This is a genomic window from Xanthobacter autotrophicus ATCC 700552 (genome assembly GCF_043194565.1).
GTDB lineage: Bacteria > Pseudomonadota > Alphaproteobacteria > Rhizobiales > Xanthobacteraceae > Xanthobacter > Xanthobacter autotrophicus_F.
In genome coordinates, this window is the sequence record NZ_JBAFVS010000031.1 from 1 (window position 1) to 20,030 (window position 20,030).

Annotated in this window: 18 protein-coding genes and 2 pseudogenes; 8 read left to right on the forward strand and 12 right to left on the reverse strand. The window is 66.6% G+C overall.

The annotated features are described in order from the left end of the window. Positions 1 to 9: 9 nt before the first annotated feature. From V5F48_RS22110 to V5F48_RS22160, 11 genes and pseudogenes are all read right to left on the reverse strand, one after another. A complete protein-coding gene (locus tag V5F48_RS22110) occupies positions 10 to 1,179 on the reverse strand; it encodes a TraB/TrbI/VirB10 family type IV secretion system protein (protein WP_394260339.1) in 1,170 nt (389 codons plus the stop codon). After that, positions 1,176 to 2,159 (reverse strand): P-type conjugative transfer protein TrbG, encoded by a 984-nt coding sequence (gene trbG, locus V5F48_RS22115; protein WP_394260340.1) that lies wholly within the window; start codon positions 2,157 to 2,159, stop codon positions 1,176 to 1,178. Before trbG ends, V5F48_RS22110 begins: the two co-directional genes overlap by 4 nt. After that, positions 2,156 to 2,845: a conjugal transfer protein TrbF gene (gene trbF, locus V5F48_RS22120; protein WP_394260341.1), complete on the reverse strand. Its 690-nt coding sequence runs from the start codon at positions 2,843 to 2,845 to the stop codon at positions 2,156 to 2,158. Before trbF ends, trbG begins: the two co-directional genes overlap by 4 nt. Further along, entirely contained in the window at positions 2,842 to 4,071 is a 1,230-nt protein-coding gene (trbL, locus tag V5F48_RS22125) for a P-type conjugative transfer protein TrbL (RefSeq protein WP_394260342.1), read from the reverse strand. The genes trbF and trbL overlap by 4 nt, the downstream gene beginning before the upstream one ends. Before the next feature lie 3 nt (positions 4,072 to 4,074). Further along, entirely contained in the window at positions 4,075 to 4,344 is a 270-nt protein-coding gene (gene trbK-alt, locus V5F48_RS22130) for a putative entry exclusion protein TrbK-alt (protein ID WP_394260343.1), read from the reverse strand. A gap of 11 nt (positions 4,345 to 4,355) precedes the next feature. Continuing rightward, the gene (trbJ, locus tag V5F48_RS22135; RefSeq protein ID WP_394260344.1) at positions 4,356 to 5,108 is read right to left on the reverse strand and encodes a P-type conjugative transfer protein TrbJ; all 753 of its coding nucleotides are present in this window, start codon (positions 5,106 to 5,108) and stop codon (positions 4,356 to 4,358) included. Next, positions 5,105 to 7,540: a conjugal transfer protein TrbE gene (gene trbE / locus V5F48_RS22140; protein WP_394260376.1), complete on the reverse strand. Its 2,436-nt coding sequence runs from the start codon at positions 7,538 to 7,540 to the stop codon at positions 5,105 to 5,107. The genes trbJ and trbE overlap by 4 nt, the downstream gene beginning before the upstream one ends. A 13-nt stretch (positions 7,541 to 7,553) precedes the next feature. Continuing rightward, on the reverse strand, positions 7,554 to 7,823 hold the full coding sequence (locus V5F48_RS22145; protein WP_394260345.1) for a VirB3 family type IV secretion system protein: 270 nt from the start codon (positions 7,821 to 7,823) through the stop codon (positions 7,554 to 7,556). Further along, on the reverse strand, positions 7,823 to 8,155 hold the full coding sequence (locus V5F48_RS22150; protein WP_341992224.1) for a TrbC/VirB2 family type IV secretion system protein: 333 nt from the start codon (positions 8,153 to 8,155) through the stop codon (positions 7,823 to 7,825). Before V5F48_RS22150 ends, V5F48_RS22145 begins: the two co-directional genes overlap by 1 nt. Next, positions 8,152 to 9,123: a P-type conjugative transfer ATPase TrbB gene (trbB, locus tag V5F48_RS22155; protein WP_394260346.1), complete on the reverse strand. Its 972-nt coding sequence runs from the start codon at positions 9,121 to 9,123 to the stop codon at positions 8,152 to 8,154. Before trbB ends, V5F48_RS22150 begins: the two co-directional genes overlap by 4 nt. A gap of 175 nt (positions 9,124 to 9,298) precedes the next feature. Then, positions 9,299 to 10,197: pseudogene (locus tag V5F48_RS22160) on the reverse strand (HNH endonuclease). Between the two features lie 205 nt (positions 10,198 to 10,402). On the opposite strand from V5F48_RS22160, the gene V5F48_RS22165 reads away from it, so the two are divergent. From V5F48_RS22165 to V5F48_RS22175, 3 genes and pseudogenes are all read left to right on the forward strand, one after another. Beyond that, positions 10,403 to 11,506 (forward strand): Fic family protein, encoded by a 1,104-nt coding sequence (locus V5F48_RS22165; RefSeq protein WP_394260347.1) that lies wholly within the window; start codon positions 10,403 to 10,405, stop codon positions 11,504 to 11,506. 207 nt (positions 11,507 to 11,713) lie between these two features. Further along, positions 11,714 to 12,595 carry a tyrosine-type recombinase/integrase gene (locus V5F48_RS22170; protein WP_394260348.1) on the forward strand — a complete coding sequence of 294 codons (882 nt, stop codon included), beginning with the start codon at positions 11,714 to 11,716 and terminating at the stop codon, positions 12,593 to 12,595. Between the two features lie 13 nt (positions 12,596 to 12,608). Further along, positions 12,609 to 13,827: pseudogene (locus V5F48_RS22175) on the forward strand (IS91 family transposase). 590 nt (positions 13,828 to 14,417) lie between these two features. Here the strand turns inward: V5F48_RS22175 and V5F48_RS22180 are convergent. Next, a complete protein-coding gene (locus V5F48_RS22180; RefSeq protein ID WP_394260349.1) occupies positions 14,418 to 15,191 on the reverse strand; it encodes an IclR family transcriptional regulator in 774 nt (257 codons plus the stop codon). Between the two features lie 151 nt (positions 15,192 to 15,342). Between V5F48_RS22180 and V5F48_RS22185 the strand changes: the two genes are divergently transcribed. The 5 genes from V5F48_RS22185 to V5F48_RS22205 all read left to right on the forward strand — a co-directional run bounded on the left by V5F48_RS22185 (position 15,343) and on the right by V5F48_RS22205 (position 20,010). Then, a complete protein-coding gene (locus V5F48_RS22185) occupies positions 15,343 to 16,635 on the forward strand; it encodes an ABC transporter substrate-binding protein (protein ID WP_394260350.1) in 1,293 nt (430 codons plus the stop codon). Positions 16,636 to 16,747: 112 nt separating this feature from the next. After that, positions 16,748 to 17,644 (forward strand): branched-chain amino acid ABC transporter permease, encoded by an 897-nt coding sequence (locus V5F48_RS22190; protein WP_394260351.1) that lies wholly within the window; start codon positions 16,748 to 16,750, stop codon positions 17,642 to 17,644. After that, positions 17,641 to 18,594 carry a branched-chain amino acid ABC transporter permease gene (locus tag V5F48_RS22195; protein ID WP_394260352.1) on the forward strand — a complete coding sequence of 318 codons (954 nt, stop codon included), beginning with the start codon at positions 17,641 to 17,643 and terminating at the stop codon, positions 18,592 to 18,594. Before V5F48_RS22190 ends, V5F48_RS22195 begins: the two co-directional genes overlap by 4 nt. After that, entirely contained in the window at positions 18,591 to 19,352 is a 762-nt protein-coding gene (locus tag V5F48_RS22200) for an ABC transporter ATP-binding protein (protein ID WP_394260353.1), read from the forward strand. Before V5F48_RS22195 ends, V5F48_RS22200 begins: the two co-directional genes overlap by 4 nt. Further along, positions 19,345 to 20,010 carry an ATP-binding cassette domain-containing protein gene (locus V5F48_RS22205; protein ID WP_394260354.1) on the forward strand — a complete coding sequence of 222 codons (666 nt, stop codon included), beginning with the start codon at positions 19,345 to 19,347 and terminating at the stop codon, positions 20,008 to 20,010. The genes V5F48_RS22200 and V5F48_RS22205 overlap by 8 nt, the downstream gene beginning before the upstream one ends. Positions 20,011 to 20,030 lie beyond the last annotated feature (20 nt).

Genomic DNA, 20,030 nt, shown 5'->3' on the forward strand with positions numbered 1-20,030 from the left:
TGTATTCCGTTAACGGAATACCAGGTCACGGGTGACCATGACCCGCACCGGGAAGCCGGGCCGGATGGTCAGGGTCGGGGCGACCTGCAACTGCCGGCGGATGATCTCCTGGCCGGCATCGTTGATGGTGTCCTGCGCCCCGCTCTGCAGCGCCTGGATCAGCTCGTCCTCATCATCCATGGCGAGCTCGGCGCTGACGGAGAGCAGCGTCGAGAGGCCGACCGCCTTGGCGAGATCCCACCAGTGCATGTCGACGCCATCCTCGAGGCCGGCATAGCCCTGCGCATCCGTGCCGGGCTGGCGCTCCAGCACGATGGAGCGACCATTGGGGAAGATCAGCCGGTTCCAGACCAGCAGGATGCGGCGCTGGCCGAAGCCGACGCCATTGTCGTACTGGCCGAGCAGCCGCGTACCCTGAGGAATGATCAGGATCCGCCCGGTCGGGCTGTCATAGACGTTCTCGGTCACCTGTGCGGTGATCTGGCCCGGCAGGTCGGAGCGGATGCCGGTAATCAGCGCGGCCGGGATGACGGCGCCCGCCTGCAGCACATAGGGCGATGACGGCGCCATGACCCGATCGGATGCGACGACGCGCCGATCCACGGCGGCATTGAGGAAGGCAAGCTGGCGGTCCTGGGCAGAAGGCGTGCCACCCGGTCCTGCTGCACCAAGTCCGCTGAAGCCGGAAGCAGTTGCCGATGAAGGCGCCGTCGCGCGAGCCTGCGCCGCCTGGAAGAATACGCGGCTGGTCCGCGCGGCTTCCTGTTCGGCGAGACGCCGCTGCTGTTCGGGATCGGTCTGCGGCGCCATCATTGTCGGTGGCACGACGGGCTGGCCGCGGTTCTGCGCGTCAAGGATGGGCCGACCGAGATCGCCGGGCAGCGGGGCCCCGAGGATCGGCCCGGTGTAGTCCCGCGGCAGGCCGGCAAGGCCGTCGGCGGTGGGGCGATTTTGCGTGGAGTAAAGCTCCTCGCCGCCAGTGCCCTTGTCGCGACCCTGCAGCGCATAGATCAGGGCGCCGCCTATGCCGAGGCTGACAACCAGCCCGGCCCCGGCCAGCACTTTGCGGGAGAGACGCGTGACGCGCGGCGGCTCGGGACGCAGCCGCATGGCGGCGGCGTGATCCGTGGCCGGGGAGGCAAGATCGGCCTCAATGTCATGATTGTCGGGGTTGCTCATGATGCCGGCCTCCCGTCCGTGCGCTCGATCCGCACCTTCTGCGGACGCTCGCCGCCACCGAGGCGGAGTTCGGCGGCACCGAACAGCCGGTCCACGATCAAGATGTTCTGGTGGATGCGGCTGTTGACGATCTGGGCTTCGCCATCCGCGCCGATGACGAAGAGCGGCGGCATTTCGCCCTGCACGATGCCGCGCGGGAACTCGACATAGACCTTGCGCCCATCGTCATAGACAGCCATTGGCCGCCAGGGCGGCGTGTCGCCGGAGAGCGCGTAGCGATAGTTGCGGGCCGCGAAGGCCGGAATGACCGGGGCCGGCGGAACACTCTGGCGCTGCGCTCCCGGAGCCTGCGGATAGGCCCAGGCGACGGCCGGCATATAGGGCTTCTCGCCGGCGCGCAGTTCGATCATGTAGCTGCGTCGGTCGGTGGTGATGACGAGGTTGGTGGAGATGTCCGCCCGCGTTGGTTTCACCAGCACATGCACGCGCCGGCTCGCACCCTCGCCGCTCTCGGTGTCGCCGATGATCCAGCGCGCGGTGTCGCCCGCCGCGATCGGTCCGCTCCCGGTCAGGCTTTCACCCGGCTCCAGCGCGATATTGGTGATCTGGCCGGGCTCGGCATAGACCTGATAGAGCGCGCCCTCGCTCCACGGGTAGATCTGGATGGCGTTGTAATAGCCCTCGCGGCGAGGCTCCACGCGGGCCGCCGCATTGGCGTTCTCGACGCGGGCAACCGGGGTTTTCGCATCCGTGCCGCCCTTGGCCGGCGTCCAGGCGGGCGGCGTATGAAGCGGGCGCGGCCGCTCGTCCGTAACGACCGCTGGCACTACCGGAAGGGCCGGCACCTCACTGTCATAGCTGATCTGCGGCGGCTTCGGTGCCGATGCGCAACCGCCCAGCATCGTCGCGGAGAGCAGGAGAACCGCAAAGGCGTAGCGGCGGAAAGCCGGAGATGCGGGGTTACGGAAAGACGTGTTCACTGGCTCATCTCCCGCGACCAGCTGATTGCGTTGACATAGATGCCGAGGGGATTGGTGCGCAGGCGCTCGGCATCGCGCGGCGGCTGGATCACCAGGGTCAGGATCGCGCTCCAGCGCTCTGTGGTGGCGAGCTGGCCGTTCTCATAGCGCCGCTCGACCCAGGCGAGACGGAAGGAATCCGGCGAGGCCCGGATCACGCTGGCGACCTCAACCGCGATCTGCTGCTTGCCCACCCGCGTGAAGGGATCGTTGGCGCGGGCATAGTCGTTCAGAGCGGCAGCCCCCCGATCGGTGGTGAACTCATAGGCCCGAAGCCAGTTCTGCCGCACGATGACGGGGTCGGCCGGAAGGCTGCGAACCTGCTCGATGAAACGGGCGAGATGCCAGGCGATCTGCGGATCGGTCGGGCGATAATTTCCAGTTGCGGGTCCAACGGCCTGCGTCTGTCCGAGGCGATCGACCTCGACCACCCAAGGCACGACGGTGCCCCTCGTCGACTGCCAGATCAGCGCCAAGGCAAAGCCGGCCGAGAGGAACAGGTTGCCAAAGGCCATCAGCCGCCAGTTCTTGGCCTGCACACGGGCCGAGCCGATGCGCTCGTCCCAGACCTGGGCCGCCTTCTGATAGGGCGTGACCGGCTCGGGCGAGGTGCCGTAATGGGTCGCGGGTCGCTTGAAGAGGCTCATGAGCGGTCGCTCTCAGACAGGGAGACGGAAGAGCCACCGGCATGGCTGTCGCCGGAGCGCACAGCATGGGCGGTGGCGGAGACGCCGTGGCGAAGGGACTGGCCGCGCTTCATGCGCTTGGCCCAGTCGGGCACCTCGCCGGCGGAGGAAGCCGAGGCCGTGCCGTTGATGGCGTTCGTCAGCGGTGACACGGCGGCGGAGCCTGCGGCTCGCGCGACGCCACCCAGTCCCGAGGCGACACCCGCCATGCCGGACTGGCCGGCGGAACCGAGGCTGTAGGCCGTTGCGCCACCCCGCGCCGCAGCCGCCGTCGCCGAGAGCGCGGCCCCGCCGCCCCGGACGGCGAGGATGGCGGCACCGCCGGCCGCCATCAGGGCGCCACCAGCTGCGAGGCCGGTGCCGACAGCGGCTCCCGCGCTCAGCTGCGGGCCGCCGGAGACAAGGCCGGCGGCAATGCCGGGACCAAAGATGCCGAGGCCGAGCAGCGAAAGGGCGGCCAGCACGATGGCCATCGCATCGTCGATGGTCGGCGTCTGGCCACCGAAGCCCGCGGTGAACTGGCCGAACAGGGTCGAGCCGATGCCGATGATGACGGCGAGCACCATGACCTTGATGCCGGAGGACACGACATTGCCCAGCACCCGTTCGGCCATGAAGGCGGTTTTGCCGAACAGGCCGAAGGGGATCAGCACAAAGCCGGCGAGCGTGGTCAGCTTGAACTCGATCAGGGTGACGAAGAGCTGGACGGCGAGGATGAAGAAGGAGAGCAGCACCAGCGCCCAGGCAAACAGCAGGCAGGCGATCTGGATGAAGTTCTCGAAGAAGGCGACCCAGCCCATCAGATCGGAGATGGACTCGAGCAGCGGCCGGCCGGCATCGAGCCCGGTCTGCGCCACCTTGCCGGGACGCATGAGGTCGCTGACGGAAAATGCCGTTCCCGAGCCCTTCAGCCCGAGCCCGGCAAAGCTCTCGAAGACGATGCGGGCGAGGTTGTTCCAATTGCCGATGATGTAGGCGAAGACGCCGACGAACAGGGTCTTCTTGATGAGCCGGGCGATGATGTCGTCATCAGCGCCCCAGGACCAGAACAGTGCCGCCAGCGTCACGTCGATGACGATGAGCGTGGTGGCGATGAAGGCGACCTCGCCGCCTAGCAGGCCGAAGCCGCTGTCGATATAGGAGGTGAAGACCCCGAGGAAATTGTCGATGACGCCGGTGCCGTTCATGGCTCAACGACCTTCAGTCGTTGCGGGACGTCCGAGAAACCGGTCCCGTGTCTGCGCCCAGACCTTCAGGCACGCGGTATCCTGCGCGGCAGCTTCTCCAAGCTGCTGACACCGCCGCTGCTCATCGCGCAGCGGATCGCGCGCGGCCGCGACCGTCCGAATGGGTGAAGTCGCCGGCGCCTTCTCCTCCCGGCTCATCTCCACGACCGCAGCCGTGCCGGCGATGGCTACGAAGATCACCGCGCCGAGCCGGGCCAGCATGGCTCCGTCCATGTCGGCCTCCCTCAGTTGCTGAACATGCGGGCATTGCCGGCCTGATAGCCGGTGCCCGGAGTGAGGAAGCGCCGGCGCTGCTCGCGGCCCTGCTCGGCGGCGGTCGCGCGTTCCGCCTCGGATAGCGCCGCGGCGCGTCCATTGGCGGACATCACCGCGATCAGGTCGGAGAGCTGCTGCGACTGCAGAGCGAGCAATTGGTTGCCGGCCTGCGTGGCCTGAAGCGCGCCGGTTGCGCCCTGGCTCTGGCCGACAAGCGTCGCCATCTCGGCCCGGTTGGCGTCGACATTGCCGACGACGCCGGCCTGCACGCGCATCGCATCCTGTAGCCCCCCGACCGTGGTCTGCCAGCGCGAGCGTGCACCGGCGACGAGATCGGCATCGGAGGCCGAGAGCGGAATGTTACCATAGCGCTGCTGGAATGCCTGGTCGATCTGGCCCACATCGAAAGCGATGCTCTGGGCCTGTCCCAGCAGCTGCTGGGTGCGCTGGACCGATTGCTGGATCTGCTGCAGCGAGGAGTGCGGCAGGCTGGCGAGATTGCGGGCCTGGTTGATCAGCATCTGCGCTTCGTTCTGAAGCGAGGTGATCTGGTTGTTGATCTGCTCCAGCGCGCGGGCGGCCGACATCATGTTCTGCGCGTAGTTCCACGGGTCATAGACCGTGAGGGCCTGCGCGGATGGGGACAGCACGGGGGACAGGCCGAGCGGCGCGGTCAGCAGCGCGACGGCGACGGTGAGCGCGCGCGGACGGGACAGCATCATGGCTGCGTCTCCAGAGTGAGGTTGGGAATGAGGTCGGCGGCCCAGCCTAGGCCGCAATGACGCAGCCAGGCGTCCAGGAAGCCGTCGCGGCCATGCGCGGCGAAGATCTTGCCGATGGCCTGCTGGTCCGTCTTGGAGGACGCAGCGCACAGCGCCAGCGCCACGTCGGACAGGCCCAGCTCAAACAGCCGGTTGCCGCGCCGCGACTGGCAGTAATAGTCCCGCTTCGGCATGGCCCGCGCGAGGATCTCGATCTGCCGGTCGTTCAGGCCGAAGCGGCGATAGATGGCGGTGATCTGCGGCTCGATGGCCCGCTCATTGGGAAGCAGAAGACGTGTCGGGCAGCTCTCGATGATCGCGGGCGCGATCGCCGAGCCGTCGATGTCGGACAGCGACTGCGTGGCGAAGATGACGGATGCGTTCTTCTTGCGCAGCGTCTTCAGCCATTCCCGCAATTGGCCGGCGAAGGCGTCATCGTCCAGCGCCAGCCAGCCTTCATCAATGATGATGAGGGTCGGTGATCCATCGAGCCGGTCCTCGATCCGGTGGAACAGATAGGCCAGCACCGCAGGCGCGGCCTCAGTCCCGATTAGCCCTTCGGTCTCGAAGGCCTGGACGGTGGAGATGCCCAAATGCTCGCTTTCGGCGTCGAGCAGCCGGCCCCAGGCGCCGCCGATGCAATAAGGACGCAGTGCCTGCTTCAGGTCGTTGGACTGCAGAAGGACGCAGAGGCCCGTAAGCGTGCGCTCCTCAACCGGCGCCGAGGCGAGCGATGTCAACGCCGTCCAGATATGTTCCTTCACCTGCGGCGTGATGGGGACGCCTTCGCGGGTGAGGATTGCTACGATCCAGTCGGCGGCCCAGGCGCGCTCGGCAGCGTCATCGATGCGCGCGAGTGGCTGAAGCGAAACACTCTCCGCGCTCCCCTCGCTGAGCCAGCCACCAAGATCGTGCCAGTCACCGCCCATGGCGAGCGCCGCGGCCCGGATCGAGCCGCCGAAATCGAAGGCGAACACCTGCGCGCCCGCATAGCGCCGGAACTGCAGCGCCATCAGCGCCAGCAGCACGGACTTGCCCGCGCCGGTCGGGCCCACAACGAGGGTGTGGCCGACATCGCCGACATGGAGGCAGAACCGGAACGGGGTCGAGCCCTCGGTCTTGCCGAACAGCAGCGGCGGTGCATCGAAATGCGCATCGCTGCTCTCGCCGGCCCACACTGCCGAGAGGGGGATCATGTGGGCGAGGTTCAGCGTCGAGACCGGTGGTTGCCGGACATTGGCATAGACATGTCCGGGCAAAGATCCCAGCCAGGCATCGACGGCGTTGATCGTCTCCGGTATCACGGTGAAATCGCGACCCTGGATGACCTTCTCGACCCGCCGCAGCTTCTCGTCGGCGATGCGGGGATCGGCGTCCCACACCGTCACGGTCGCAGTGGCATAGGCGATGCCGGCATGGTCCGCGCCAAGCTCCTGGAGCGCGAGATCGGCATCGGCCGCCTTGTTTGCGGCATCCGAATCCACGAGGATGGATTGCTCGTTGGTCATCACCTCCTTCAGGATCGCGGCGATGGATTTGCGCTTGGCGAACCACTGGCGGCGGATCCTGGTCAGCAGCCGGACCGCATCCGTCTTGTCGAGCAGGATCGCCCGGGTCGACCAGCGATAGGGAAAGGCCAGCCGGTTCAGCTCATCGAGTAGGCCGGGCGTCGTCACCGTGGGAAAGCCGGTGATGGTCAGCACCCGCAGATGCTGGTCGCCAAGGCGCGGGTCCAGCCCGCCGGTGAGCGGTTGATCGGGAAGCAGAGCGTCGAGATAGATCGGCGTCTCCGGCACGCGGACACGGTGCCGATGCGTCGAGACGCAGCCATGCAGGTAGGTCAGCGTCTCGCCGTCATCGAGCCAGCGACATTCCGGCATGAAGGCGTCGATGAGGTTGAGAAGGCGATCGGTTCGGTCGGCAAATCCGCGCAGCGTCTCATGGGGATCAAGGCCCGCCTTGTCCCGCCCTTCATAGAGCCAGGCTTCGGTGCGCGCCGCATCCTCGGCGGGCGGCAGATAAGTGAAGGTCAGGAAATAGCTCGACTCGAAGTGGCTGCCAGCCTCTTCAAAATCGGCCCGGCGCTCGGCATCGACTAGTGCGGAAGCGGCATCCGGGAAAGTGCTCGCCGGATAGGTCGCGGCGGCATGGCGCTGCGCCTCCACGAAGATCGCCCATCCCGAGCCAAGGCGACGAAAGGCGTTGTTCAGCCGCCCGGCAACCGCGACCAGCTCGGCCGGCACGGCGCTGTCGAGATCCGGCCCCCGAAAACGCGCGGTGCGCTGGAACGAGCCGTCCTTGTTCAGCACGATGCCGGGCGCGATCAGCGCCGCCCAGGGCAGGAAATCGGCAAGGCGGCGGTTGCGGAGGCGATACTCGGCGAGGTTCATCATCATGGCACCCCGCTCAGACCGTGAGGTGCGCGGGGATGCGCAGATGCCGACGCACCACCTCGACAAAAAGCGGATCGCGCTTTGCGGCCCACACCGCCGCGACATGGCCGATCATCCCGATGGCGAGGCCGACCAGCCACAGGCGCAGGCCGAGGCCCACGGCCCCGGCAAGCGTGCCATTGACGATGGCGATGGCACGCGGCGCGCCGCCGAGCAGGATCGGCTCGGTCAGCGCCCGGTGGACCGGTACGTTGAAGCCCGGAACCTCAACCGTCTCCGCCATCAGACGAGCGCTCCGCCGCCGAAGGAGAAGAAGGACAGGAAGAAGCTCGAGGCGGCGAAGGCGATCGACAGGCCGAACACGATCTGGATCAGCCGGCGGAAGCCGCCCGACGTGTCGCCGAAGGCCAACGCCAGCCCGGTCGAGATGATGACAATGACGGCGATGATCTTGGCGACGGGGCCTTCGATCGATTGAAGGATGGATTGCAGCGGCGCTTCCCACGGCATGGAGGAGCCGGAGGCATAAGCGCTGGCCGTGGCCATCAGGCTGATGCAGGTGACAGACGCGGCCAGCCGGGCTGCGCTACGGGCGCGATGGAGCGATCGGATCATGAGGGATCTCCGGTGAGGACAGGGGTGATGCGGTAGTCGCCATCGGGGCCAAGGCCCTCTACATGGGCGAGTTCTGTAAGCCGGCGGGCCACGCCGCGGCCCGCAAGCACGGCCACGAGATTGATGGTCTCGGCGATCAGCGCGCGCGGGACAGTGACGACGGCTTCCTGAATGAGCTGCTCCATCCGGCGCAGCGCGCCGATGGCGCTGCCGGCATGGATGGTGCCGATGCCGCCGGGATGGCCGGTACCCCAGGCCTTGAGCAAATCGAGCGCTTCCGCGCCGCGCACCTCGCCAATGGGGATGCGGTCCGGACGCAGCCGCAGCGCGGAACGAACAAGGTCGGAGAGCGAAGCGGCTCCATCCTTGGTGCGCAGGGCGACGAGGTTCGGCGCCGCGCATTGCAGCTCGCGCGTATCCTCGATGAGAACAACGCGATCGGAGGTCTTCGCGACCTCGGCGAGCAGCGCATTGGTCAGTGTGGTCTTGCCCGTCGAGGTGCCGCCGGCCACCAGGAGGTTGGCGCGAGACGCCACGGCCGAGCGCAAGGCTTCGGCCTGGCCAGCCGACATGATCCCAGTAGCTACGTAATCGGCGAGCGTGAACACCGCGACGGCGGGCTTGCGGATGGCGAAGGTCGCGGCTGCGACGACCGGCGGCAGCAGGCCCTCGAACCGTTCTCCCGTCTCGGGCAGCTCGGCTGAAACGCGCGGAGCTCCGGCATGCACCTCGGCGCCGACATGATGCGCGACGAGGCGAACGATGCGTTCGCCGTCAGCGGGCGACAGCTTCTCGCCTGTGTCGCCCAACCCTTCCGAGAGCCGGTCGATCCACAGCCGCCCGTCGGGGTTCAGCATCACCTCGACGACGGCCGGGTCTGCCAGATGCCGGGCGATCGCCGGACCCAGCGCCGTGCGCAGCATCCGCGCGCCGCGGGCAAAACCCGGATGATGATGTGCTGCCGCCATGCGAACCCCGACGTGCCGGGGTCCTGACGATCTCATCCCGGTCGGGGATGATTAAAAGAGCCCGATATTGGGCCGGTTCAACACGATTCCCTCCGCATCGCAGCGTGGCGTGCAATGACAGGCGAACGGCGGAACTGCTGTGCAGTGATCGGAAGCTTCATAGGGAGCCTCCGCTTCACGGCTTGAAACAATGCTCCCTGTGCCAGCGCAGGAAATGCGGATGGGGGCGCTCGATCAGCCTCCGGGGCGCGATGGCGCGGCCGTCTTTGTTGATGAAGGTGCGCACGCCGTCGGGATCGTTGGTCTGCCGGGAAATGAGAATGTCCAGATCATCCAGAGGCTGATCAGCCCGCGATCGAACATCCAGTGGGCCGTACCCGACAGCGCCAGCCCGTTGCTGACGATGTCGGGGCCATTCGCTTCCACCGGGCGGATATGCGCTGCGGCCACCTCGGCACGCCCGCCGCCATTGATCAGCTTGAGCCCGCTAATGGCACAGCGCTCGTCGTAGGCGCGCAGCACGACGCCCCGAAAAATGCGGTCGCGGACGATGCGAGAGGACAGAGTGTCGACTCGCTCGCGGGGCTGCTCGAACGCGAATGGCGCCTGTTCTTCTTCAAAGCCTGAGAGGGAGGCACCCGCCTCGACGCGGGGCAGCAGCGGCTCGCTGTCATTCAGCCCGAGAGTGACGATCCGGTTGAAATCGTCCGGCGAGAGCGGACGCACGGCGGCTTGCGCACGCCCCGAAATGCGCCCGTCCGCGTTCAGCACACCGCGCTCGATTACGCCATCCGCATCGGTGAACGGTACCGGGCGGGCAAAATCCAGATAGCTGCCCGGTTCGATGAGAGCGAGATACATGCCCGGAGCGGTGGGTTCGGGAACGACGCGCTCGACCCTGGCGATCGCGAAATAGCCGCGGGTCTCCGCCACTTTCCGGGGTTCGTAGTAGACGATCCAGTCACCGACGCAGGCCTCGACGCGTCCCAGATATGGGCGCGGGAACTGATACCGCTCAGCCGGGCTGTCGTCATAGATCGAGTCCGAGCGGTGAATGAAGACGCCGAATCCCATGTGCCATCCCTGATCCCCGTTCGATCCTATCGCAGATTGGAACGCGTTCGGCAGCAGGGGGACCATTCCCCCTGTCGCGCGCGTCACGTTATCGACCCAGCATCACGCTCGGAGTTCTCCTTCGCACTGCCGTGAGCGATAGGGCGGCTATCTATCAATCACATATCCGCTAATATGTGATTGATAGTGGGAGACTCTATCGCTCATGGTGTGGAACTGGACGCAGCACGGCTGGCCGCATTTTGCCTATGATCCGGTTGCCCTCGAACCGCTGGAGCGGCGGTTCCTGCTGCTCACCGGCGAGGTGATCGGTGCGGTTCGGCATGTCAGCGAGGGCGAGCGGGACCTGCTGCGGATCGAACTCCTCAGCGACGAGGCCGTCAAGACCAGCGCGATCGAAGGGGAGACGCTGGATCGCCTCAGCGTGCAATCCTCCCTGCGTCGTCAGCTCGGCCTCGACACTGACAATCGAAACGTGAAGCCGAAAGAGCGTGGCATCGCGGAGATGATGGTCGATCTCTATCGGAGCTGGGCGGATCCCCTCGGCGCCGACACACTGTTCCGCTGGCACCGCATGCTGATGGCGGACAGCCGGCATCTGGAGACGATCGGCGGCTACCGTCGCCATGAAGACGCGATGCAGATTGTGTCCGGCCGCCAGGATCGGCCAACCGTGCATTTCGAGGCGCCGCCATCCTCCCGGGTTCCGGAAGAGATGGCCGCTTATCTCGCCTGGTTCAATGGCTCGGCCCCCGACGGTGAAACGCCCCTGCCGGCACTCACCCGGGCCGGGATCGGACATCTTTATTTCGAGAGCATCCACCCCTTCGAGGACGGCAATGGCCGCATCGGTCGCGCGCTCGCAGAAAAATCCCTGGCCCAGAACATCGGGCAGCCGACCCTGATCGCCCTCGCCCATACCATCGAGCAGCATCGCAATGCCTATTACGATCAGCTCGAAGTCCACCAGAGGACGCTCGATGTCACGGGCTGGCTGGTCTATTTCGCGCAAACGATCATTGAGGCCCAGCAGACGACGCTCGGCCGCGTCGCCTTCCACATCGCCAAGGCGCACTTCTACGATCGCTTCCGCGACAAGTTGAACGAACGGCAGGAGAAGGTGATCGCCCGTCTCTTCCGTGAGGGCCCCGGCGGCTTCACGGGCGGCCTGAGCGCGGAGAACTACCTCGCGATCACCGGCACCTCACGCCCCACCGCCACGCGTGACCTGCACGATCTGGTCGAGAAAGGCGCCCTGACGCGAACCGGCGAGCGCCGATATACGCGCTACCATCTGAATCTGCCGTAAAGCCGTGACCGGGCAGCATGTGGCGCAACCGTTCGAGGTCTTTCGGAAGCCCTCGGCGTGGCATCCCCTTGAACCTGCAGCATGCGCCAATGGACTAAACCGCTGCCGCGGTAGGCGCCCTGCATGACGGGCGGTTGGGTACTTTCCATGTGGCGCCCGGCATAGGCGGGCGGACCATCACGGGGTTTCTTCGGACAGGAGAGCCCCATGGACCATCAGGAGCACCCCACCAGCAGACGGCCGACCGTCAGCCCGCTGCGGCAGCGGATGATCGAGGACATGACCATCCGTCGGTTCGGCGAGCACACCCAGCGCGATTATGTCCGCCAGGTCGCCGCGTTCACCGCCTTCCTCGGCCGGGCGCCGGACCAGGCCGAGCCCGAGGACCTGCGGCGCTACCAGCTGCATCTGGCTAGTCTTGGCGCCAGCTATGCCCGCATGAACCTTGCCTGCACGGCGCTGCGCTTCTTCTTCCACATCACGCTGGGCCGGGCCGGCTTCGGCGACCGGATGGCGCGGATCCCCAGCCCTGAGCGCCTGCCCGTGGTGCTCAGCACCGAGGAGGTGGCGCTGCTGCTCGCCCATGCGCCGAACCTCAAGTACCGCGCCGCCCTCAGCATTGCCTATGGCTGCGGCCTGCGGGTGTCGGAGGTGGCCCATCTCGAGGTCGCCGATATCGACAGCGCGCGGATGCTGATCCGCGTGGAGCAAGGCAAGGGGCGCAAGGACCGCTATGTGATGCTTGCGCCTGATCTGCTCGATCTGCTGCGCCGCTGGTGGAAGGAGCGCCGGCCACAGGGCTGGCTTTTTCCCGGCCGCGATCCCGGCCAGCCCATCACCACCCGCCAGCTCGACCGGGCCTGCAGGACGGCAGCCTCCGCCGCCCGGCTCGACAAGCGCGTCTCCATGCACACCCTGCGGCACAGCTTCGCCACCCATCTGCTGGAGCGCAAGACCGATATCCGCGTCATCCAGGTCCTGCTCGGGCATCGCAAGCTCGACACCACGGCCGTCTACACCCGCGTCGCCCTGAAGACCCTGCGCGAGGTGGAGAGCCCGCTCTCATTACTGACACCGCCGCCCTTGTAATTCGTACCGATCCATGGCGCGGCCTGCGCTCGAGGTCGCGGATATCCTGAACGCCCATGGCGATGCCTATGAGAGGGCGCATGCCGGGCACCTCAGCCGCGGCCAGCTGAAGGTGAAGTCGGCAATCCGCTCCTGCCGCACGGTGGTGCTCGGCGGGCATGTGTCGCGCTGCGCCGACTGTGCCCATGTGGAGATCGCCTACAACTCCTGCCGCAACCGGCACTGCCCCAAGTGCCAGGGAGCAACAGCCCGGGACTGGCTCGCCGCCCGGCAGGCCGAGCTTCTGCCGGTGCCCTATTATCACCTCGTCTTCACCCTGCCGGCCGCGATCGGCGCCATCGCCTATCAGAACAAGGCGGCGGTCTACGACCTGCTGTTCAAGGCCTCGGCCGAGACGCTCACCACCATCGCCGCCGACCCCCGGCATCTCGGCGCCCGCATCGGCGTCACCACCGTGCTCCATACCTGGGGCTCGGCACTCACCCATCATCCCCATATCCATGCCGTGGTGCCCGGCGGGGGACTGTCTGCCGACGGCACACGCTGGATCGCCGGCCGGTCCCGCTTCTTCCTGCCGGTGCGGGTGCTGTCCCGCCTGTTCCGGCGGCTCTTCCTCGACGGGCTGCGCGCCCTGCATGCCGCCGGCCGGCTCGCCTTCTTCGGCGACCTCGACCCGCTGGCGGAGACCGCAGCGTTCGACGCCATGCTGGCACCCCTGTGCCGGGCCGAGCGGGTGGTCTACGCCAAGCGCCCGTTCGCGGGACCCGCGGCGGTGCGCCTATCTGTCGCGCTATACCCACCGCGTGGCGATCTCCAACAGCCGGCTCCTCGCCATGGACGCCCGTGGTGTCACCTTCCGCTGGAAGGACTATCGCGCCCGGGCCAAGGCCGTCGGCAATAGCTGGATCAAGACCATGACCCTGCCGGCGGACGAGTTCATCCGCCGCTTCCTGCTCCATGTCCTGCCCGATGGCTTCCACCGCATCCGGCACTACGGCCTGTTCGCCAGCGCGGTGCGCGCCGCCAACATCGAGAGGGTCCGCGCGCTGCTCGTAGACCAGCAGGTGCGCGCCTCGCCGGAGGGAGCCACGCCTGCCGAAACGATACGACCAGAGGCCACGCTGCGCTGCCCGTGCTGCGCCGGCATCATGACCATCATCGAGACCTTCGCCCGGGGCTCGGCGCCGAAGACCTGGCCCGCCAGTGCCTCCATCAGGATCGACACCTCATGAGCGGCGCCACCTCTCTCGAACTCCAACTGCATCCGGCAGGCCGCGTCGTAGGCGCAAAGGATAGCTTCGTCCTCGCGCCGACCATCCCGCGCTCAGTCTCGTCATGGAACCCGGCCGCGCACTCATCAACGGGCGCTGCCAGCCCCACGGCACTGTTCCGGACTGTCAGGTGTTCTGGCAACCGTCACCAGCAAGACCACACAGCCCCCAGCCCAGACCCAAAATCCCCATAGCACCGCAACAACCTCAACCGTCGCCCACGTCGGACCGCGGTTTCCTCCCCTGGAGGCTTTCCGACGCCGGCCCGTGCGATCAGCCCCACCATCGTGATCGGGCCGGCATCCGAAACCCTTCACATAAGCCGACATCGGGCTTGCCGCCAGAAGCGGCCATTCAAAGGTTGGTACACGGCACCAGCCGGCGATGCCTTCATCGTCTTCCGCTCCTCCCGGCCAAGGGGGAGCGCAGAACTCTAACTCCGAACGCTCCAGTTTGCTGGGCTCAGATCAGCCGTCGCGAACACCCGGCGAATGACGATATGTGCCTGTGTTCATCGGCCTCGCCTTTGGCAGGTCTCTTACCATCGTGTTTCAGGAGCCGAGCCGCTCCGACAGCAAGCGCGCATAACGAATCACATCGGCGCCGAGCCTATCGACGTGTGCGCCTTCGAAGTGCGGGTCGAGAATGGAAATGGCGAAGCCGCCAATCGCCCGTTCGCCCGAGAAATCGAAGATCGGCGCGCCTACGCAGACCATGCCATCTCGAACCTGATGGTCGTCGACGGAGAACCCCCGCACGCGCACCTCATCTAGCTCCCGCTCCAACGTCTCGATGTCGCGCACGGTGCGTGTTGTAAGGGGAGGCGGCAATCCGTGGGGATAGAGGCCCAGCACCTCGTCGCGCTCCATGGTGCTTAGCACGGCCTTGCCGGTGGCTGTGAAGGCCGCCGGCAGGCGCATCCCGATGCGAAAGGTGATGCCAAGCGGGTCCTCGCCATGACGCGAGGCGATGTAGACCACATCGGCGCCGTCGAGGATCGTCAGGGTCAGTGTCTCCACCCGGAGCGCTGGCGTCTCATCCCATAGCCGGGAGAACTCCTCGACGATGTCGGAGCGCGCTGCGAAGGCGTTGGCCCAGCGCATCACATGGCCGCCGAGCACAAATCCGCTGCCCCGTCGACGCAGCAGGCCGAGATTGACCAGCGTCGCGCACAGGCCGTGAGCCGTGCTTTTCGGCAAGCCCAGCGAGCGCGCCACATCGGCAAGCCCCAGCGGGGCGTTGCTGCAGGCGGCAAGATCGAGAATGGCAACGGCTCGGCTGACGGCGGGCACGTCCTTGTTCGCGACGGTCTTCTGGGTGGGCACGAATTACCTCCGAACTGTGTCTTGTCTTTCGATAGGGAATGCCCTTATATCCCTCTCATACACTATATAGAACATCGTTCAATATGCTGAACGATACATGATCGAAGCCTGTAGATCAATCAGGGCACGGTAGGAAACCAAGGGGAACACGATGAATCTCTCACGCCTGATGTCGTCGCTCGCCTGCGCGACCGTTGTTGCTGCCATGCCCTCCATGGCGCAGGCCCAGGGCGACAAGCCGTTCAAGATCGGCGTTCCGACCTTCCTCTCCGGCGCCGCCGCCGGTCCCTTCGGCATTCCGGCGAAGAATGCCGCCGAGGTATTCGCCGCCGCCGCCAATGCCGGCACCCTGCCCGCGCCCTATGACAAGAAGGGCTTCGGCGGCCGTCCGGTTGAACTCGTGGTGATCGACGAGGCTGGCGGCACCACCAAGCAGGTGTCCGAGTTCCGCAATCTCGTGGAGCAGCAGGGCGTCGACATGGTGGTGGGCTACACCTCCTCCGGCGACTGCCTCGCCGTGGCGCCCGTCGCCGAGGAGATGAAGACCCTCACCCTGCTCTTCGACTGCGGCACGCCGCGCATCTTCGAGGCGGGCGACTACCGGTACGTTTTCCGCCCCGTCGCGACCGCCACCATGGATAATGTCGCCGCCGCGCTCTACGTCACGGAGAAGCTGCCCGAGTTCAAGAGCTACGCGGGCATCAACCAGAACTATGCCTGGGGTCAGGACGCCTGGGCGGACTTCGAGGGCACGCTCAAGTCGATCAAGCCCGACACCAAGCTCACCACCTCGCAGATGCCCAAGCTCGGCGCCGGCCAGTACAATGCCGAGATCTCGGCGATCCTCGGCACCAAGCCGGACGTCGTGCATTCCAGCTTCTGGGGCGGCGATCTCGAGGGCCTGATCCTGCAGGGCGCTCCGCGCGGCCTGTTCAAGAATTCGGTGGTGGTGCTGACCTCGGGCGAGACCGCGCTGCACCGCCAGGCCAAGCAGATCCCGGACGGCACCATCATCGGCGCCCGCGGCCCAAACGGCATCTTCGCGCCGGCCAATGCCTACAATGACTGGTTCCGCAAGGCGTACAACGACAAGACCAACGAGTTGCCGAGCTATCCCTCCTACCACATGGTCCAGTCTCTGATGGCGGCGAAGCTCGCCTATGAGAAGGCGCAGGGCGGCGACGCCACTAAGGTGCCGAGCAAGGAAGATATCGCCAAGGCGCTTACCGGCCTCTCCTTCGAGGGCCCCTCGGGCAAGGTCGAGATGAGCCTCGGCAAGGGCCACCAAGCCGTGCAGGAGATGGTCTATGGCCGCGTTAAGAAGGACGGTGACGGCAACATCGCCTTCATCGACGTGGTGCGTTATCCGCCGGAGCGCGTGAACCCGCCGGAAGGCACCACCACCGCCGACTGGATCAAGGCGGGCCTCAAGGCCGGCAACTGAGGTCGCGTCCCTCCGGTCCCCGGACCGGAGGGATTGCCTGATGCCGGCGGCCGGCCTGAGCTGCGGGGTGCGCCCCGCCCGGCGCTCTCCGCATTTCCGAAAAGAGCAGGACATGAACGGACTTCTCGGCGCCGTCGTCGACGGCATCCTCTATTCTTCCTGGCTTTTCATCATCGCCGTGGGGCTGACGCTCATCTATGGCGTGATGAAGATCCTCAACATGGCGCACGGCACCTTCTACGCCATCGGTGCCTATGTCGCGGTGACCCTGCTCGGCTGGTGGTTCGCTCAAGATCTGCCGGCCTGGGGCATCGTGCCGGTGATGATCGTCGCGGCGCTGATTGCCGGGCTGGTGCTTGGTCTGGTGGTGGAGCGTGGCTTCCTCAGCCACTTCGCCGGCCGCGATCCGATCGTGCTCCTGCTCGTCACCTATGCCCTTTTCCTCATCCTCGAAGACGTCATCAAGCTGATCTGGGGCGTCGATCCCTGGATCGCCTCGGAGCCGCTCTGGGTTTTCGGGCAGGTCGAGCTCGGCGAACTGATCTATCCCACCTACAACCTCTTCATCGTCGCCGTCGCCATCGTGGTGGGCGGACTGCTGACCTGGTTCCTGCAGTTCACCGCCAGGGGCAAGATCCTGCGTGCGGTCATCCATGACCCCGAGATTTCGCGGGCCATGGGCGTGAACGTCGGGCTCTGGAACCTCATCGCGTTCGTCACCGGCTCGGTGCTGGCGGCGGTGGGCGGCGCCTTTACCGCCCCCACCATTTCCGTCGTGCCTGGCATGGGCGTCGAGGTGGTGGTGATGATGTTCGCCGTCGTCGTCATCGGCGGTCTCGGCTCGATCCCCGGCACCGTGGTCGGTGCGCTGATCGTCGGCTTCGTGCGGTCCTTCGCGGTCCATTACTGGCCGGAACTAGAGGTGTTCAGCGTCTATGCTGTCATGGCGCTGGTGCTGGCGATCCGTCCACAGGGCCTGTTCGCGGGCGTGGAGTTGCGCAAGATATGAACCGGACCTTCACCTTCCTGCCGCCGCTCATCGGCGGTGCGGCGCTCCTCGCGCTGATCGCATGGTTCCTGCCGAGCTGGAACTTCGTCCTCGCCATCGGCCTCGCCAAGGGCCTGCCCGTTCTCGGCCTCGTGCTGCTGATGCGCGGCGGCCTGGTCTCGTTCGGCCAGGGCCTCTATTACGCGCTCGGCGGTTATACGGTCGGCCTCGCCTCGCAGTTCTGGGGGCTGAAGGACGCCGCAGCGCTGCTCGCCATCGCCGCCGTCGGCGCGGCAGTCGTCGCCTTCGTCCTCGGCCTGTTGCTGTCGCGCTACCGCGACATCTTCTTCGCCATGCTGACGCTGGCGCTCTCCATGCTGCTCTACGGCATCCTAGTGAAGACAACCGAGCTCGGTGGCACCGACGGCTTCAACGTCCATGGTGTGACGCTGCTCGGCATTCCGCTCACCGGCGCCGACCGGATAAACGGCCTCGTCCTGCTCCTCGCGGTTTGCGTGCTGGGCGCGATCAATCTCGGCCTGTTCGGCGCCACCGCCTTCGGGCGGCTACTCTCCGGCGTGCGTGACAACGAGATCCGCGTCGAATATCTCGGCGCCTCGGCCAACCGCGCGGTGCTGATCGCTTCCGTGCTCGCCGCGGTGATGGCGGCGCTGGGCGGGGCGATGAGCGGAATCATCGTCGGCCATATCGATCCCGAAATGGCGTTCTGGGCGACCTCGGGCGAATTCGTGGTGATCGCGATCCTCGCCGGCACCGGTGGTGTCGTCGCCCCCTTCGTCGCAGCTGTCGTGCTCGAGGTGGTGCGCTCCTTCGCCTACCAATATGCCCCGAACACCTGGCAGCTCGTGCTCGGCCTCATCATCCTCGCCCTCATCCTGTTCCTGCCGCAGGGCCTTTCCGGCCTCGTGCGCCGCGGCCCGCGCGCCGCGAATGCGGGAGAGAAGTCATGACCGCCCCCATCATCGCCGCCAAGGGACTACGCAAACGCTTCGGCGCGGTGGTCGCCGCCAACGACGTGAATGTCGACATCATGCCCGGCACCATCTCCGGGCTGATCGGCACCAACGGCGCCGGTAAGACCACCTTCATCAACATGATCACCGGCTATCTGCAGCCGGACGAGGGCTCGATCGTGCTGGACGGGCGCGAGCTCGTCGGCCTCACGCCGCGCGAAGTGACCCGGCGAGGCGTCGCCCGCTCCTTCCAGATCCCGCAGCTTTTCAACTCGTTGACGGCGGTGGAGAACCTCTCCCTCGCCGAGGCCGCGCTGAAGAGCCAGGGCTTTGGCGGCTTCGCCATGTTCTCGGACAAGGTCCTGGAGCGCTCAGCGCGTGAGACGCTGGAGCGTTTCGGCCTGGAGCGTTTCGGGGATTCGCTGGCCGGCACCATGCCGGAGGGCATCCGCAAGCTGCTCGACATCGCGGTGGCGATGGTGGGACGTCCGCGCGTGCTGTTCCTCGACGAGCCGACCAGCGGCGTGTCGAGCGAGGAGAAGTTCCCGATTATGGACCGGGTAATTGCCGCCACCCGCGCCGACCATGTCAGCGTGCTCTTCGTCGAGCACGACATGGAGATCGTGCGCCGCTATTCCGACCGCGTGCTCGCCTTCTTCGAGGGCCGCGTGCTCATCGACGACAAGCCGGACGTGGTCATGAACGACCCGCAGGTGCGCACGCTCATCATCGGCGAGGAGAAGGCCCATGCTTGACGTCCGGGGTATCGACGTCTCCATCGGCCAGGTGCAGATCCTGCGCCGGGTCTCGTTCTTGGTCCCGCAGGGCGCCATGGTGGGCATCATCGGCCGTAACGGCGCCGGCAAGACTACCATCATGCGCGCCGTCATGGGACTGCTACCGCTTCAGGCGGGCTCGGTGCGCTTCGAGGGCACCGACATCTCGTCCGAGCCGGCCCACAAGCGCGCCGGCCGCGCCATCGGCTTCGCACCGGAGGACCGCCGGCTCATCCCTGAGCTGACGGTCGAGGAAAATCTCCTGCTTCCCTCCTGGGCGAACCACCACAAGGACGCCCGCGAGCGGCTGGAGGACACCTACCGGCTGATCCCCGAGGCGCGCGAGTTCCGCCATCGCCGTGCGCTCCAGCTTTCCGGGGGCCAGCAGAAGCTCGTCGCCATCGGGCGCGCTCACATGGTCGGCACCAAGCTGCTCATGCTGGACGAGCCGTTCGAGGGCGTCGCCCCGGCGCTCTCCAAGCGCATCGCCGAAGTGGTCTCCTCGCTGCGCCCGCTCGGGCTGTCGGTGCTGCTCTCCGGCGCCGATCTACAGCATGCCGGCGGCAGCCTGGACAAGGTCTACCGCATCGATCGTGGACAGATCGACGCTGGCAAAGCGGACGCTCCTCCAACCTGACTGCCACCGCGGGCCAACGG

Bases quoted from the DNA above. Each gene is read 5' to 3' on its own strand.
- trbF (WP_394260341.1), bottom strand. From the start codon at position 2,845: ATGAGCCTCTTCAAGCGACCCGCGACCCATTACGGCACCTCGCCCGAG.
- V5F48_RS22150 (WP_341992224.1), bottom strand. From the start codon at position 8,155: ATGATCCGATCGCTCCATCGCGCCCGTAGCGCAGCCCGGCTGGCCGCG.
- V5F48_RS22190 (WP_394260351.1), top strand. From the start codon at position 16,748: ATGAACGGACTTCTCGGCGCCGTCGTCGACGGCATCCTCTATTCTTCC.
- trbK-alt (WP_394260343.1), bottom strand. From the start codon at position 4,344: ATGGACGGAGCCATGCTGGCCCGGCTCGGCGCGGTGATCTTCGTAGCC.
- trbB (WP_394260346.1), bottom strand. From the start codon at position 9,123: ATGGCGGCAGCACATCATCATCCGGGTTTTGCCCGCGGCGCGCGGATG.
- V5F48_RS22110 (WP_394260339.1), bottom strand. From the start codon at position 1,179: ATGAGCAACCCCGACAATCATGACATTGAGGCCGATCTTGCCTCCCCG.
- trbL (WP_394260342.1), bottom strand. From the start codon at position 4,071: ATGAACGGCACCGGCGTCATCGACAATTTCCTCGGGGTCTTCACCTCC.
- V5F48_RS22205 (WP_394260354.1), top strand. From the start codon at position 19,345: ATGCTTGACGTCCGGGGTATCGACGTCTCCATCGGCCAGGTGCAGATC.
- V5F48_RS22145 (WP_394260345.1), bottom strand. From the start codon at position 7,823: ATGGCGGAGACGGTTGAGGTTCCGGGCTTCAACGTACCGGTCCACCGG.
- V5F48_RS22185 (WP_394260350.1), top strand. From the start codon at position 15,343: ATGAATCTCTCACGCCTGATGTCGTCGCTCGCCTGCGCGACCGTTGTT.
- V5F48_RS22165 (WP_394260347.1), top strand. From the start codon at position 10,403: ATGGTGTGGAACTGGACGCAGCACGGCTGGCCGCATTTTGCCTATGAT.
- V5F48_RS22200 (WP_394260353.1), top strand. From the start codon at position 18,591: ATGACCGCCCCCATCATCGCCGCCAAGGGACTACGCAAACGCTTCGGC.
- trbJ (WP_394260344.1), bottom strand. From the start codon at position 5,108: ATGATGCTGTCCCGTCCGCGCGCGCTCACCGTCGCCGTCGCGCTGCTG.
- V5F48_RS22170 (WP_394260348.1), top strand. From the start codon at position 11,714: ATGGACCATCAGGAGCACCCCACCAGCAGACGGCCGACCGTCAGCCCG.
- trbE (WP_394260376.1), bottom strand. From the start codon at position 7,540: ATGATGAACCTCGCCGAGTATCGCCTCCGCAACCGCCGCCTTGCCGAT.
- V5F48_RS22195 (WP_394260352.1), top strand. From the start codon at position 17,641: ATGAACCGGACCTTCACCTTCCTGCCGCCGCTCATCGGCGGTGCGGCG.